Annotated in this window: 14 protein-coding genes and 1 pseudogene; 10 read left to right on the top strand and 5 right to left on the bottom strand. The window is 48.0% G+C overall.

Annotated elements, in window-relative coordinates; genetic code table 11:
- The 7 genes from G5S52_RS22515 to G5S52_RS22485 form a co-directional block, all read left to right on the top strand.
- Positions 1-922 (top strand): type VI secretion system Vgr family protein (locus G5S52_RS22515; RefSeq protein WP_165018676.1); only part of this gene is annotated, 922 nt, incomplete at its 5' end.
- Positions 910-1,629 (top strand): DUF4123 domain-containing protein, encoded by a 720-nt coding sequence (locus G5S52_RS22510; protein ID WP_002540741.1) that lies wholly within the window; start codon positions 910-912, stop codon positions 1,627-1,629. The genes G5S52_RS22515 and G5S52_RS22510, both read left to right, overlap by 13 nt.
- Complete coding sequence (locus G5S52_RS22505) at positions 1,626-2,621, top strand: Rhs family protein (protein ID WP_368737494.1); 996 nt, start codon at positions 1,626-1,628, stop codon at positions 2,619-2,621. Before G5S52_RS22510 ends, G5S52_RS22505 begins: the two co-directional genes overlap by 4 nt.
- Entirely contained in the window at positions 2,622-6,374 is a 3,753-nt protein-coding gene (locus G5S52_RS22500) for an RHS repeat-associated core domain-containing protein (RefSeq protein ID WP_235956485.1), read from the top strand.
- A 10-nt stretch (positions 6,375-6,384) separates the two neighbouring features.
- Positions 6,385-6,741, top strand: a complete 357-nt coding sequence (locus G5S52_RS22495; RefSeq protein WP_165018674.1) for a hypothetical protein — start codon at positions 6,385-6,387, stop codon at positions 6,739-6,741.
- A gap of 54 nt (positions 6,742-6,795) precedes the next feature.
- A complete protein-coding gene (locus G5S52_RS22490; RefSeq protein ID WP_165018672.1) occupies positions 6,796-7,344 on the top strand; it encodes an imm11 family protein in 549 nt (182 codons plus the stop codon).
- Positions 7,345-7,550: 206 nt separating this feature from the next.
- Positions 7,551-8,117 (top strand): SMI1/KNR4 family protein, encoded by a 567-nt coding sequence (locus G5S52_RS22485; RefSeq protein WP_165018670.1) that lies wholly within the window; start codon positions 7,551-7,553, stop codon positions 8,115-8,117.
- Between the two features lie 57 nt (positions 8,118-8,174).
- On the opposite strand, the gene G5S52_RS22480 is transcribed toward G5S52_RS22485, so the two are convergent.
- Positions 8,175-9,071: a Gfo/Idh/MocA family protein gene (locus tag G5S52_RS22480; protein ID WP_165018668.1), complete on the bottom strand. Its 897-nt coding sequence runs from the start codon at positions 9,069-9,071 to the stop codon at positions 8,175-8,177.
- Between the two features lie 314 nt (positions 9,072-9,385).
- On the opposite strand from G5S52_RS22480, the gene G5S52_RS22475 reads away from it, so the two are divergent.
- Both G5S52_RS22475 and G5S52_RS22470 read left to right on the top strand, forming a co-directional pair.
- Positions 9,386-9,823, top strand: a complete 438-nt coding sequence (locus tag G5S52_RS22475) for a hypothetical protein (RefSeq protein ID WP_165018666.1) — start codon at positions 9,386-9,388, stop codon at positions 9,821-9,823.
- A gap of 12 nt (positions 9,824-9,835) precedes the next feature.
- Positions 9,836-10,030: a DUF1289 domain-containing protein gene (locus G5S52_RS22470; protein ID WP_165018664.1), complete on the top strand. Its 195-nt coding sequence runs from the start codon at positions 9,836-9,838 to the stop codon at positions 10,028-10,030.
- 52 nt (positions 10,031-10,082) lie between these two features.
- Here the strand turns inward: G5S52_RS22470 and G5S52_RS22465 are convergent.
- A pseudogene (locus G5S52_RS22465) lies at positions 10,083-10,399 on the bottom strand (antibiotic biosynthesis monooxygenase family protein).
- Between the two features lie 204 nt (positions 10,400-10,603).
- Here G5S52_RS22465 and G5S52_RS22460 point away from each other — a divergent pair.
- Positions 10,604-10,999, top strand: a complete 396-nt coding sequence (locus tag G5S52_RS22460) for a DUF2750 domain-containing protein (protein ID WP_002540717.1) — start codon at positions 10,604-10,606, stop codon at positions 10,997-10,999.
- A gap of 78 nt (positions 11,000-11,077) precedes the next feature.
- Here G5S52_RS22460 and G5S52_RS22455 read toward each other — a convergent pair whose 3' ends face one another.
- Genes G5S52_RS22455 through G5S52_RS22445 form a run of 3 tightly spaced genes read right to left on the bottom strand, consistent with a single transcriptional unit; the run spans position 11,078 to position 14,255 of the window.
- Positions 11,078-12,244: a questin oxidase family protein gene (locus G5S52_RS22455; protein WP_165018662.1), complete on the bottom strand. Its 1,167-nt coding sequence runs from the start codon at positions 12,242-12,244 to the stop codon at positions 11,078-11,080.
- A gap of 32 nt (positions 12,245-12,276) precedes the next feature.
- Positions 12,277-13,254, bottom strand: a complete 978-nt coding sequence (locus tag G5S52_RS22450) for a glutathione S-transferase family protein (RefSeq protein WP_165018660.1) — start codon at positions 13,252-13,254, stop codon at positions 12,277-12,279.
- 2 nt (positions 13,255-13,256) lie between these two features.
- Complete coding sequence (locus tag G5S52_RS22445) at positions 13,257-14,255, bottom strand: glutathione S-transferase family protein (RefSeq protein WP_165018658.1); 999 nt, start codon at positions 14,253-14,255, stop codon at positions 13,257-13,259.
- Positions 14,256-14,395 lie beyond the last annotated feature (140 nt).

Below are 14,395 nucleotides of genomic sequence, written 5' to 3'. Positions count from 1 at the left end.
GATTGTTACCGGTCCCGATGGCGAGGAAATCTTCTGTGATGAACATGGCAGGGTGAAGGTGCAGTTCCCCTGGGACCGTTATGGCAACAGTGATGATGCCTCCAGTTGTTGGGTACGGGTCTCTCAGGGTTGGGCCGGCGGTCAGTATGGCATGATGGCCATTCCCCGTATCGGCCATGAGGTGATTGTCTCTTTCCTTGAAGGTGACCCGGACCAGCCAATTGTCACCGGGCGTACGTATCATGCCACCAATGTGCCTCCCTATCCGCTACCCGCCAACAAAACGCGCACAGTGCTCAGAACCGAAACCCATCAGGGGGAAGGTTTTAATGAGCTTCGCTTTGAGGACCAGGCGGGGCAGGAAGAAATCTATGTCCATGCCCAGAAGGACATGAACCTGCTGGTTGAGAATGACCGCAAGGACAACATCAAACATGACCTCCATCTGGATGTGGAGAATGAAAGGTTCCAGCATATCAAGGTGGATGACCACCTCACGGTCGATGGGCAATCCAAAGAGCATGTGAAAGGTGACAAGACGGTCATCAGTGACAACAAGATCCACATCAAACAAGGCACAGGACAGCTTGTCGACGCAGGCAATGAAATACACCAAAAGTCCGGTGCCAAGTTGGTGATTGAAGCAGGTAGCCAGATCACGCTAAAAGCGGGGGGCTGTTTCGTCACTGTTGATACTTCAGGGGTACATATATCAGGCCCCGTTGTTGATCTAAATGCAGGAGGCGCAGCAGGAAGCGGAAGTGGATACGGCGGTGCAGCCCCCACATTGCCAGGGCAACTGCCTCCTAAGCCAGAAAATCCACTCCCGATGCTGACACCGGCACAAATCGCCACCATGAAGTCCGCAGCGCCATTCTGCGAAGAATGTGAAAAATGTAAGGATGGCAAATGCGAGATCTAGCCCAAGAGACAGAGGCTCCTCTCCATTGGTATGCCATATTCAACGGAACCTGCGATGACAAAGCGTTGGCAGATTTCTATCGCTTTGGCGGTAATGACGCCAAACCACTTTGGAGCGGAACTCCCTACGCAGAATGGCATGAAGTGATGCCTTATATCGCTGACGTTTCGCACCTGCCTGATTTCATTACTTGGACTGAACAGGAAGCGAACGAGGACTGGGGCATTCTCGTTGCGAGCACTCTCCACTTGCCGGACATATTCCAACATTTTCGCAGTCTGACACTGGTATGGATGCCCTCTGGTAACCATGCCTTTTTCCGTTTCTATGACCCAAGATTCAGTATCGATCTAGCGCGCTTCTGTGATGAAGAACAGCGCAACCAAGTGATGGGTCCTTGTCAGCAATGGGTTTCAAAACAACGCACAGTGACCAATTCTACCCCTGCATCTTCAGTCGTTGAGAAACCCTTTCCTTGGTGGGAAGTGCCTGAAGCTGTCGTTAAAAAGCTCAGCGAAGAAGATAAATCCGTCCTCATAGCCAACAGCATTAAATGGCTCCGGGAAAATCACGCCGATATCTACTTCTCTTTTCCAGAAAGAACCATTGAAGCCAAGGTCAAGCGCTTGGTTGAGCGCTACAAGGAAGAATTCGGCACGTTAAACAGTTACATCAAAAATGCATTGGATAAAGAGGTGTATCGGTGAGCAGTAACGTAATGACGATGGCTGACGTCGATAACATGTTCAGCAAGATTAAATCGGATTTCGAGACCTCGATTGATGAATACCGCAAACACTCAGAGAACTGGTTTTATGGGTGGGCGCTGGATATGGAACAAAAGGTTATCGTCAATGATAACGAGCAGTCTGCAGATACAGACGATTCTGAAATAGAAGCCGATATCATCACCTGCCCACTTGATGGAAAGATCACTCTTGTTCATTGCTTTGAAGCCGAAGCCTTTGTTCCCATCACAGGCACGCCATTTAAGGTACAGCCAGTCAAATTCGATGATGGGATATTTATCGATTCATACGAACCTGATGGTCCAGCAGTTTCCGGCACAATCGGTAGCGACGGCACCGCTGAGGTCACGCTAGACCCAAAATATCGGGGTAAACCTGTCCGCATCACCTTTTATCCCGAGGTGAGCGAAAGTGACATCAAAACCATGCTCGATTCCTATGACCCAACAATCAACAAGCTCACTGCTTGGTTGGATAAAGAATGGAAAACGCAGCGTAGCGAATGGCAAATCTATCTTAACGATCCTATTGATGTCTGGGACGAAGTCGGGAAGTTTCTCGACAATATGCTGGATGCTGTCGTTGATGCCTGGGATGAAATAGCTGATTTATTCAAGCTACTCGCCAACCCAACAGAGCTCGCTAAAAAGCTTTCTAAGTATCTGGAAAACCCAGAGTTGATTGCAGAAAAACTGGCCTCAGCCAAAGAAGAAGCCGAAAGAATGCTGACGCTGATAAAAGATGAAGCACGCTGCTTCTTGTGTCTCAACGCAGTCATCTCTTGGTTCAAAATTCTTAGCCCACTCCAGATCCTTACTCTGGTGTCTGTATCTCTCGCCTCCATTCTGGTTGAGGTTGTCCTCAGTATTGTTATCCCTGGCGGCGCAGTTCTAAGAAATATCAATCGACTCAGAGATGTTGCGGGTACCGCAACCATGGTAGGTGCGTAAATGAGCAGGAAAGGACGCGCCGTCAAGGCCGTGAAGAAAATCAAAGAAGTCGTTGATATCACCAAAGTGGACGCGGTGGATAACATCGACACACTAAAAAAGGTCACCCAGCATGGTAATGGAAAGCTCAACGCCAGGGCTAAAGCCACCCAGAGTGTCGAGGGGAAAAACCTAGACGGCGCGACTTCGGAGAAACGCTCTGCAACCCAAAGTTCGCATATCACTTCTGAAAAACCTCGGGATATCGATAACAACAAAAGTACCACCGAGAAAGGCGACGCAACACAAGGTGCTGGTAAGGACGTGTCCGAAGGCTGTCCAGTCTCCATGGTAACGGGTGAGGAAACCCTTCAACTTAGCGATGTCACGCTTCCCGGTGCGTTGCCTTACACTTTTACCCGAACCTACAAAACATCAAGTTGTGAGCTCAATTCGGGTTTGGGATATGGCTGGAGTCACCCTCTCAGCCAATCTCTGATCTTCGAAGCGGGCAAATTGTTCTGGAAAGATGCCGAAGGCAAACGCACCCAACTTCCAGAGCCTACAGAGTCGCGTCCTGAAATCTATAACGACCTCGCAGGTGCAGCAGTATTCCTCGGTGAAAAAGAGAATGAATATGTTTTGGCGCAAAATGGGCAACCCTTTCATCACTTCACCCGCAAAGGGAATACTGCTCAGCTAACGGGTTTATCAGACAAATACAATAACCGCTTAACGATCGAATACGACGGCTATCAACGACCTCAAGCAGTTATCAACGAACAGGGTATTGCGCTTTGGTTTGTGTATCAAAACGGCCTTATTTCTGCGATTGAGTTCCGCACGCTGAAAACAGACGGCTCAAAGAAGGAGTGGATAACAGAGCGCACCAGTTTCACCTATCACTACAACGAAAATCAGCAACTCGTTAACGCCTTAAACACTGCTGGCGAAGGCGAGCACTATCAATATGACGAAGCCAACGTCATCTCACTGCGCAAAATGGCAGGCGGCGTCGAGTTCGGCTGGCAATGGGAAGGTGAAGGAAAAGAAGTTCGTTGTGTCCATCACTGGAGCAATACAGGTTACGACACCAAATTCGAGTGGGATGACGCGTCCAATGCTGTCGAAATCACCTATTCAGACGGCAGCACTGCCGCTTACCAACATGATGAAAACGCTAAGCTGGTAGCGCAAACAGACCCTGACGGCGCCGTTACAAAAAACGAATTCAATGAAAATGGCGATTTAGTCCTCACTGTCGACCCGCTTGGTAATGAAACCCGTCACGTCTACAACGACTTTCAACAGCGCGTGCTGACCGTTCTACCTGATGGTGAGGTGATTGAATACCAATACTGGCGAGGCAACCTTCGCCGGGTCATTCAAGGCAAGCGAAACTGGCGCTACAAATACAACGCGCAAGGAGACATCACCGAAAAACGGGATCCACTTGGCCAAGACACCTTCTATCGATACAACGGACAAGGTCAGTTAACCGAAATCGCCTACCCGGACGGCAGCAAGCATAAATTGGCTTGGAACCGACTGGGGATGCTGATTGGCGAAACCTATCCCGATGGTTCTCAAGCTTCCTATCGCTACGATATTTTCGGTCGCATCATTGTTGAAAAATCGGCCATTGGCGCTGTCACTCAATACGAGTGGGACAATGCTGACAGACTGAGCAAGGTGAAGCTCCCCTCCGGACAAACTAAGCACTTTGAATACAATGCTTACGGCAAGGCAACCCGTGTTATTGATGAAAACGGCCTGGAAACCCAGTACGACTATCACCCGAACACCGACCTTGTCAGCCAGGTCATCCAACCTGACGGCTCAACCCTTCGTTACCAGTACGAAAACGCCAAAAACTTCGTTACCGCCATCATCAATGAGCGCAACGAAACCTATCACATCGATTATTTCGCCAACGGTCTGGTTCGCAGTGAAACGACCTTTGATGGCCGTCGCTTCGCCTATGAATATGACCTCAACGGCAAGCTACTGAAGAAAACTGAGACCGGCGCTCAAGGCACAGAACTGGAAACCGTTTTTGAGCGTGACGCCATGGGCAGGCTAACTAAGAAAACCCTGCCTGATGGACAAGAGGTCGCCTACAACTACGACGCTTACGGACAGTTGATTGGTGTTGACGATGGGGACACTCCCCTTGCGTGGCAATATGATTTACTTGGCAGGCTCACCGAGGAACACCAAAGCTGGGCATCGAACTTCTTCGAGTACGATAGTGTTGGCAATCTCTCCCACTGGCAATTGCCTGATGCCAATAAGCTCAGCTTTGAACGCTCTGCCGGCGGCGTGCTGGGCCGTATCTTGCTCAATGATGAGCAACTGACCCGTCACCACTATCAAAATGGTTTGGAAACCGCCCGCAAACAAGGGGACATTCTCAGCCGCTTTCAGCATGACGAGCAAGGGCGACTGACTGCTCATACCCAGCACCAAAACGGACGACAAACACAATCCCGTCAATATCTCTATGGTGCTGATGGCAACCTGAGCGAGATGGCCGACAGCCGATTTGGTACGGTTTATTACGACTATGACCCGTTGTCACGACTCAAGAAAACACGAGGCGTGGTGGAAGAGTCGTTCGCCCATGACCCTGCAGGTAACCTGCTTGACCAAGTCATCGGTGCTAAGGCTGGCACTAAGCCATTCGATGTTGAAGGTAATCAGCTCAAATTCCACGGCGACAGCCACTATGAATACGATGAATTTGGCCGACTGACTGCAGAAAAACGCGGCAAAGAGCAAGGCCTAGTCACGCAGTATAAGTACGACTGCCAGCATCGCTTAACAAAAGCTACATTGCCGGACGGTTCGTTCGCCACCTACAAATATGATGCGTTTGGTCGGCGCATTGAAAAGAGTGTGACAAACAAGCTTGGCAATGTGAAGACTACCGAGTTTGTCTGGCAAGGCGACACCCTGATTGCCGAAACCAGCAAAGACCATTACCAGACATACATCTATGAGCCCGGCACCTTCAAACCGTTGGCAATGCTGTCGGGTGAGGGAGTAGATTGTCAGGCTTACCACTACCACCTAGACCAAATCGGCACACCAACAGATATCACCGATTTACACGGTAAATCCGTTTGGTCAGTACAGTACCGCGCTTACGGCAATGTGTTGAGAAAACACGTTGAAGAGATATCCAGCCCACTACGTTTTCAGGGGCAGTATTTCGACGAAGAGACAGGACTCCACTACAACCGACATCGTTACTACAGCCCAAACACAGGACGCTTTGTCACTGCTGACCCAATTGGTTTAGCGGGCGGATTAAACAACTATCAGTATGTACCGAACCCGACGGGTTGGGTGGATCCGTTGGGACTGGCGAAAAAAGAGGGAAACTGCATATGCAAGTATGATGTTGGCCTATACAAAGAGCAACGCGAATTGCTCAAAGGAACCAGAGATACCTTAGGCTTGGATTCGCATCATGTTGGACAGAAGAATATAATGAAGAATCTTGTTGAAAACTATGACCCTCAAAATGCGCCCGCAATTGCTGTTCCTTATGAAGGACATACAAAGGGTATCAGTTCGTTGCCTAAAGGTCAGACAACAGTCTCTACAAGTAAGATAAACCCTCGAACTGGCAAGCCATTCCAAACAGCAAGAGAACTAATTGCTCGAGATATCAGAGAACTAAGAAGAGTTTACAAGGACATACCTAACGTTCAGCTTATGAAGTTAATTAAAATTAACAAAGAAATGTATCCAGAGATGAGAAAATAGAAGGTAAGAAATGGACAAGTCAGAGTACTTTGCGCAACAGCTAAAGCGTGACCTAATTGACAATGAGCTTCATAAGTCTTTGCTTGAACTAAAGATGGTCAATCCAAATAGTGTTGTGGAGAACGAAAACCATAAAAAGTTCTTGGAGTTATATCAAGACTTAGCAACAAATGGAGATAATGTAATTATCGATGAATACATCGAATTTTGTGTAATTAATACCGTATCCATGCTCCTTGCTGGCATTGATGGATCTTTTGATATTGGCACAATCTCAGAAGGCCTCGAGCTTAGCCTTGACGGAGAGATTATATCAGGAAGTCTTAGGGAGGAATTTGGTGCCGCTTTTGAAGATGATTTAGACTGACCGAGTTACTTTTAGTGAAGAATTCTTCTCGGACGACTTATCTAAGAGGTTGTAGTGCCCTACAAAGTATGGACGCAAAAGACTGATAGTGACAGCAATTGCACAGCGGCGGAGCTGGAAAACGCCGCGAAGTTATCTGGAGTAAAAGTCCTATCGCGCAAGCGTTTAAGTGCAGCTTGGCCCGAAGATGTCACCATTAACATTATCGATGAAAAGCCACCATGCGACACGTTCAAATGTGGCCCACTTCTTATCGTAAATGAACGAGTTAAACAGCTCCTGGAACGCTTCACTAATGATGTTGAGTTCCTCTCTGTCGGCGTTAAGTTGAGAGGCGAAGTATATAACGGCTACTACTTCGCTAACGTTGTGGTCAGCGAAGATATCCTGGACCGCGACAATTCAGTCTATGAGGAGTTTGATGGAGAGATTGAGGACATATCTTCTTTGCGTCTAATGGAAGATGATGCTTCCTCAGATGTCTGCTTCTTGGACGTTGATGACTATATATTACTTGTACGTGAGGAAGTAGCAGAAGCCATAGCAAACGAAAATATTGGTGGCGTTAAATTTTTCGCGCCTGAAGACTGGCGTCCTTGGTAATCAAAAGAGTCACTACAACCTTATCAACTGAATAGCTACCGACTCAGTAGACACTTTCGAGCCTGTCTTCTCAGCGTTTTTCATGCTCTAGAGGTGACATTTGATCGTTGGAACCGTGCCGACGTTTACGTTGTAGAACATCTCAATATATTCAAAAAAGATCTGTTCAAGCAAAAGGTCTTGCATAAGAGATTCGAATAGTAAACATGGAATCAGGGTCAAAGCAAAAGGAAGAAGCCTTCCTAATAGTTAAAGAGCTAGTCGACACATTTCTTGGAACATCTGGAGATGGATACGCATTAAATGTGCCTGCAGACATGCGTATTAGCAATGTTGACGATGATGGATGGTGTGAATGGAAACCTACTGACAGCTCTGTCACCAGCGAGGACATACAAGCTATAGAGGATGGATTGGGTTTCAAACTTCCGCTTCTCCTTTCAGAGTACCTGACTTATAAATGTCTTCTGATGACAGATTTTTCTGTTCGCCTTCCTCATACCCCTTGTGATAACCCTCTTTTTGAGTTTATGGAGTATGTAACTCTTTATAACGAAAAATTTAAATCGTTAGACTTGTTCCCGTTCGCATATGACGAAAATGACGCAGGCCCAATTTGCCTAGATATACGAGGTTTTCATACCAACGAAAGTGCAGTAGTTGTATATGATTATACGTATGCGGATGACCCCGAATATAGAGGCGACTTAGCTTGGCCTGACTTAAAAGAGCTTTTTCTACATATGATTTCAGAGCTTAAGCAATATCAGTAACTTTTTCATACCTAGTTAACTACTGTGGCGCTTCTCGATGTAGGCATACTTGCGCTTTTAACAAGCCCCCAACAACCACTCACAAAACGCATGGGTCGATAGGTTTCGTTGCTGAGCTTTCTCATCCATTCGGCCTGATGCCACCACACTCAACCAATCTTCCAGCATGGCTTTAAAGCCCTTGGTTTCTAAGGTATCAGTCCAATCTGGCAGTTCGACAGTTTGGGTGATACCGTCCTCGAATTTCTCGCCTTTCAGGAAGCTGTTAAATTGATAGGCTTCGTTTTCAAAGACCAACGACACTGACTCGCAGGTTTTTCCAAACTGACGGTTCATTTGGCCATTGAACAGAGTGCCATTTTCTTCCCAGGAGAGGTTGATCATGGCGATCTCATCGCCCGCTTTCTGGCACACCGACTGAATGTCTTGCTGGTCAATATTGCCATGGATATTGAGTGAGTCAATCACGTGGATCATGTCATCGAAAATGAAGTCCTGTGCTTTGCCTGTCAGATTGAGTCGATGTTTGTGCCATGTAAGCGTTCGAAGATCAGCTCGGCCCACCAGCGTGTTCCAAAGTGGAATGTAGCGGCGATTGAAGCCAACAAACAGAGGAACGGATTTATGCTCTGACAGATCATGAAGCTTTTGGTAGTCGGCAAAATTCAGCGTGGCAGGCTTATCAACGAAAACGGGAATGTGCTGCTCCATAAAGAACGTCGCAATAGCGGCATGCGTCTCACTGCTGGTGTGGATCATCACGCCATCGATATTCATCTTAAGCAACTCGCGATAATCGCGGCAGGTTTCCGCAATGCGATATTCGCTAGCGACTGCTGCCAGTTTTTCTGGGTTGCGGGTACAAAAGATAAGCTCGAGATTTGGCATGCGGGTGAGCAAAGGAAGGTAGGCTTTAGTAGCAATATCACCCAAACCGATTACGGCAATTCTCATTCATATCCCTTTCATTGTTGAAGCAGATTGCTTGCTGATTCGGAGCCAATCGCAAGCTGAAAACCTAGCTTTGAGGGTATCATTTCTGTACCAATTTAGACTCCAGATGCGTCACACTAAAGAGACATTTTCGATATTCATGTTCTCTATTTCGTTCTTACTCCTTTTGCTGTTCCTCGCCTATTGACACCTATTTGTCGCCATTGATAGGTTACGTTATAACATAACAACTCAGTTTGGCTAGGATGCTAATCCAGACCGTAGAGAAGCATTTTAGATGCTCGTGTTGGGTCTGTATTTCAAGGGATATATGAATGAAAGACATTAAACCTATTTTCCGGAATCTCGAGAAAATGCTCCGGCAGTCGTCATGGTTTGATGATGGTTGGGAAATCTATAACCGTGGCGTGTACATGCAGCTTTATAAGGAAAATTGGCACAATGAGGCTCAAGGCGGCATCCACTTTGAAACCTATATCGAAGCGCCACAGTTAAAGCAGAAAGAGTATCCCATCTGTATGCATGCAGAAGAAGACTGCCCTTCACAATCTGAATTTGTCCGCAAATTTCTGGAACTTGAAGGTGAGAAAATCAAGGGCTGGAAAGGCTATCAAACCATAGGGAGCGGTTATCATATTTGTCAGCGCAACCTGCCTCTCAACTTTAAAAACCTCGAACAAAAGCTGTATGAAGAGTTTAACCGTCTCCGACAACTTGAAGACGGTATTGAGCAGACATTAAGTGAGCTCTGAAGCAGGATAACGATGAAGCGGAACCAAAGTCCCTGTATTGATGTGTGCGATTTTTCTGGCCCCAAAGGATGGTGTTTGGGGTGCGGCCGCACACGCGAAGAATGCCAAACCTGGAAAGGCATGAAACCCTACGACAAGAACACCCTTCAAAAGGCACTGAAGAAACGGATGGTAAAGATTAAAACCCTACATAGTGAGAAAGACTAGCGCCCCAGCCTTTCGCCTCGCATCTACTCAACCCGTCCATTACTCAATGTATCTAAAGGCTGTAGTCGCGTTCTACTTTAGCGATGCGGGTCGTGAATGCGGCATACCATTTTCCCGCCCAAGCTTCTGAGCTCCCACATGCTCAACGTTCGCTTTCCACTGTTTGATGGAATCGAGGTCCTTCCAGTAGGAGACCGTGATCCCCAAACCATCTCTGACTGATTCTATGCCAAGAAAACCCGGCTCCTGAGCGGCCAGTTCAACCATGCGTTCAGCCATATCGCCATAGCCATCTTCAACATCAGTTCTTACGTTGGTGAATATCACCGCGTAATAAGGGGGCTTGGGGGTTTTCGCAATATCAGACATAGGTATTCCTTTACCAATAGCACTCACGAACCAGCATACTGAAGAACACCTGTAAGTAAACCTATGCTTTGCTCCCAAAATGTTGGTTCGTCACAAGCTATCCGTGCAGCAGCCTGACGCCAGTCAATCTCGCTGAATCCTGCCGCATCGGGTTGTTTTGGGTATATACTCTCCCTCAACTTTTATTTTCCGGTGGAAATCAAAATGGCAAAGACGCTGACTCAGGAACGCATTGCTGAAATCCTGAAATTCGACGTAGACCAACGTTATAAATATCTGGTGAAGGAAGTGGTGGAAAACCGCGAGATCTGGATCCTGACGGACGAGCACGGCTGCGTGATGCTCAACACCGAAGACGAAGACTGTGTGCCAGTATGGCCCAATGAAGAATTCGCACAAGAATGGGCAACCGGCGAGTGGGAACACTGTAAACCAGAGCCAATTGGGCTGAATAAATGGCACAGCCGCTGGACCAATGGTCTTTTGGACGATGAGCTTTCTATCGTGGCTTTCCCAAATACCGATCTAGAGGGTGTGGTGCTGTTCCCAGATGAGTTTGATTTCGACCTGACTAATCAGGCGAAAAAGCAAAAGCGTTAATATAGCTTCTGAATTGAAAAGAGCGGTCAATGCCCGCTCTTTTAGTTACACCTCTATTTTGGCAGATCTGCAAATTTATCAGCTCAATTTCACTGGCTTCACATGGGTGTGATCCGCCAATACATTGATGGCTGAAGCTTTAAACAAAGGATTTTCATCCAGTTCTTCAAACAGCCATTTGCAGCTGAATACCATCTTGATGGCATGCACTTCCGGCACTTTGCGGATTCCACTGGCGATATCTGCCCAGTCGATGGCATTCAAGTAAGCCAGCGCATCCTCATCCAATGTCGGCAAGGTTTTCGGGTAACCCTTCTCGATGTAAAGACCCGTTAACCAAATCCAATAACGTTGCCATAGTTCAGCCAGTAAAGGACGATAACCATTCCCTTCTGTCAGCACGCGCTTGGTGATGTCTGCCAGCGCCTGAAAGCTCGTAACGGCATGAAGTGTAGTCAACGCAGGTTCATACAGGTACAAACCGATCGCCCTGTCACCAATTTCACGCATCTTCAGCTCAATGTTTTCTTCTGTAATAAAGAACTCATCTGCTACCGAAATATCATGAAGCACAGTATCTGAGCAGAGCATCTCGCAAATTTGCAAGCTACCACCGAAACGGGTGATTTCAGGTTTGGCAGCATGCACTTTCAGCCATTGCTCTTCTGCAGTAATAGATTGTGCAGACATATCAATGCGTGGCGGCAGCATGCGCTTGTACATATCTTCAAAGCGGATCGCCCAGTACGCTAAGGCATCGGCAATCAAGCCTTTGTCACCATGCATAATGGCAAAACTCAAACGGATCACCGGATGAAACAGACCCATTGGCAGCGCGTATTGCAGTTTTTCAAGTACGCCCATCAGATACGCCGTTTGGTCGTTCGCTGCTTCCTGCCCTTCGAAGAAAAGGCGTTGGAAATCGGCAAGGTATTCCGCTTTCCCCAGGTATTCCGTCCAATTCTCTTCGGTCACGACACCGGTATCGCGCAGGTGAAGATCTTCTTCAATACGTGCACGGTAACGTGGCCAGCTGCTGCGAAATGCTTTGATTTCATTATCAGTCGCGCCCAGTCCCTGCAGCGACATAATCGTCATTGGGTAATGGTTCGACATACCACCTTTGGTGACGCCACCAAGGTTGGGGTGGAATGCGCTGTCGCGCTGCATTTCGTCATTGACCAACGCAGACATTTCTGTTGCCGCGTTAAAGCGTCTTTCTTTGTTTTTGGTTGAGAACAACATAATGGATCCTCCTTGCGTTGATTGCTGTTGGTTTAATCCAGAAAGCTCACGTATGGCGCAACGGGCACAATGCCGTGCGGATTTCTAAGTGGGCTTTTCGAGTTATAGCCACGGCGATATACATCCAAATCTATGGTGTCTTTCACACCAGGCTGCTGTACCAGTGTTTTCAAATACGCTGAGATATTTGGGTAATCCCGCAGTGCTTTCAGGTTGCACTTGAAGGCGGTGAAGTAACCCACATCAAAGCGCACCAGTGTCGGTAACAATCGCCAGTCTGCTTCGGTAATGGCATCACCCAGCAAGAACGCTTGTTTGCCAAGACGCGCTTCAATCTCTTCAAGTGATGCAAATAACGCAGTCACTGCCTCGTCATACGCTTCCTGCGTTCTGGCAAACCCAGATTTATACACGCCATTGTTGACCGTGTTGAAAATCCAGTCGTTGGTGTCATCTATCTCTTTAGCCAACGCTTCCGGATAGAAGTCCTGCGTATCACCGGTAATCTCGTTAAACGCACTGTTGAACATGCGGATAATTTCTGACGATTCATTGCTCACAATGGTTTGGGTCTTTTTATCCCAAAGCACGGGCACCGTGACTCTGCCGGTAAAATCGGGATTCGACTTCACATAAAGCTGGTGCATGGCTTCAAGCCCGAGCAAATTGTCGGTAAAGCGTTCCTCGGTGTTATCGAACACCCAACCTTGCTCGGTGCGAAGCGGTGCCACCAGCGACAAACCCACCACGTTTTCCAGTCCTTTGACCTTGCGGTAAATCAGGGTGCGATGCGCCCATGGACAGTTCAGTGCTGCAAACAAGTGATATCGACCTGCTTCGGCTTTAAAACCAGCTTCACCACTTGGCCCAGCGTCTCCCGTTGCAGTGACCCAATTACGGAACTTGGCGACACCGCGAACGAAACGTCCGTTTGCTTCTGAATACTGTTTCTCTTCCCACTCACGCAGTTGGTCATCGGTGAGCCAACGGCCTTCAATTAACTTACCCATCTCTAACCTCCTAACTGCGCAGCGCCGACGTTTTCACGTCCGTGCGGCGCATCGAAATCCAACGCCGGGCCAATCGGCACAATGCGGGTTGGGTTGACCGTTTCATGACTGGCGTAATAGTGCGCCTTGATATGGTCGATATTTACTGTCTCTGCGACACCCGCGAACTGGTAGAGCTCACGAAGGTAGCCTGACAGGTTTGGGTATTCACTGATCCGGCGACGGCTGCACTTGAAGTGTCCGACATAAACAGCATCAAATCGGATAAGTGTGGTGAACAAGCGCCAGTCTGCTTCAGTAAGCTGCCCGCCCACGAGGTAGCGATTGGTCGCCAGATGCGCTTCCAGTTTGTCCAGCGCACTGAATACGTCTTCCACTGCTTCATCGTAAGCCTCCTGCGTGGTCGCAAACCCAGCGCGATACACACCGTTATTAATGTTCGGGTAGACAAAATCGTTCATCTCATCGATGGCTTCCCGCAGTGCTTCTGGGTAGTAATCACCCGGAAGCGCGCCGACTTCATCAAAGGCACTGTTGAGCATGCGAATGATTTCTGAAGACTCATTGCTCACTATGGTTCCGGTCTTCTTATCCCAAAGTACTGGCACCGTGACACGCCCGGTGTAATCCGGTAATGCGCTTGTATACACCTGGTGCAAATAGGTGGCGCCGTTAATCGCGTCCTCGACCACATCATCACCCGGCAGGAAGGTCCATCCGTCATCACCCATGAAGCCATTGACCACCGAAATGGAAATCATCGCTTCCAGCCCTTTCAGCTTTCTGAAAATCAGGGTGCGATGCGCCCATGGGCACGCCAGTGAAACATAAAGGTGATAACGACCCGGCTCTGCTTTAAAGCCGCCCTCGCCTGTTGGCCCCGCCGAACCATCTTTCGTGATCCAGTTTCGAAAGCTCGGTGCTTTTCGGGTAAAGCGTCCGTTTGTTTTGCTGGTGTCATACCAATCGGTGCGCCAAACACCGTCTACCAATAAGCCCATTGCCGTGCCTCCAAGCTGTGTAATTTGCTGATGGGCTAACAATAGGTGTTATTGAGTTGAGGAAAAACAGTAGAAGGATGAAATGATTGTTCTCCATTTGAGAACGAAGAGACATATTCAGCCCACCGAAGCAGGCTGAA

This window comes from Grimontia sedimenti (assembly GCF_011045095.1).
GTDB classification, from domain to species: Bacteria; Pseudomonadota; Gammaproteobacteria; order Enterobacterales; family Vibrionaceae; genus Enterovibrio; species Enterovibrio sedimenti.
This window is presented reverse-complemented; position numbering and strand designations above follow the sequence as displayed.

Excerpts from the sequence above, each read along its gene's own strand:
- G5S52_RS22495 (WP_165018674.1), top strand. The coding sequence starts at position 6,385 with ATGGACAAGTCAGAGTACTTTGCGCAACAGCTAAAGCGTGACCTAATT.
- G5S52_RS22460 (WP_002540717.1), top strand. The coding sequence starts at position 10,604 with ATGGCAAAGACGCTGACTCAGGAACGCATTGCTGAAATCCTGAAATTC.
- G5S52_RS22445 (WP_165018658.1), bottom strand. The coding sequence starts at position 14,255 with ATGGGCTTATTGGTAGACGGTGTTTGGCGCACCGATTGGTATGACACC.
- G5S52_RS22485 (WP_165018670.1), top strand. The coding sequence starts at position 7,551 with ATGGAATCAGGGTCAAAGCAAAAGGAAGAAGCCTTCCTAATAGTTAAA.
- G5S52_RS22450 (WP_165018660.1), bottom strand. The coding sequence starts at position 13,254 with ATGGGTAAGTTAATTGAAGGCCGTTGGCTCACCGATGACCAACTGCGT.
- G5S52_RS22470 (WP_165018664.1), top strand. The coding sequence starts at position 9,836 with ATGAAGCGGAACCAAAGTCCCTGTATTGATGTGTGCGATTTTTCTGGC.
- G5S52_RS22500 (WP_235956485.1), top strand. The coding sequence starts at position 2,622 with ATGAGCAGGAAAGGACGCGCCGTCAAGGCCGTGAAGAAAATCAAAGAA.
- G5S52_RS22475 (WP_165018666.1), top strand. The coding sequence starts at position 9,386 with ATGAAAGACATTAAACCTATTTTCCGGAATCTCGAGAAAATGCTCCGG.
- G5S52_RS22510 (WP_002540741.1), top strand. The coding sequence starts at position 910 with ATGCGAGATCTAGCCCAAGAGACAGAGGCTCCTCTCCATTGGTATGCC.
- G5S52_RS22480 (WP_165018668.1), bottom strand. The coding sequence starts at position 9,071 with ATGAGAATTGCCGTAATCGGTTTGGGTGATATTGCTACTAAAGCCTAC.
- G5S52_RS22455 (WP_165018662.1), bottom strand. The coding sequence starts at position 12,244 with ATGTTGTTCTCAACCAAAAACAAAGAAAGACGCTTTAACGCGGCAACA.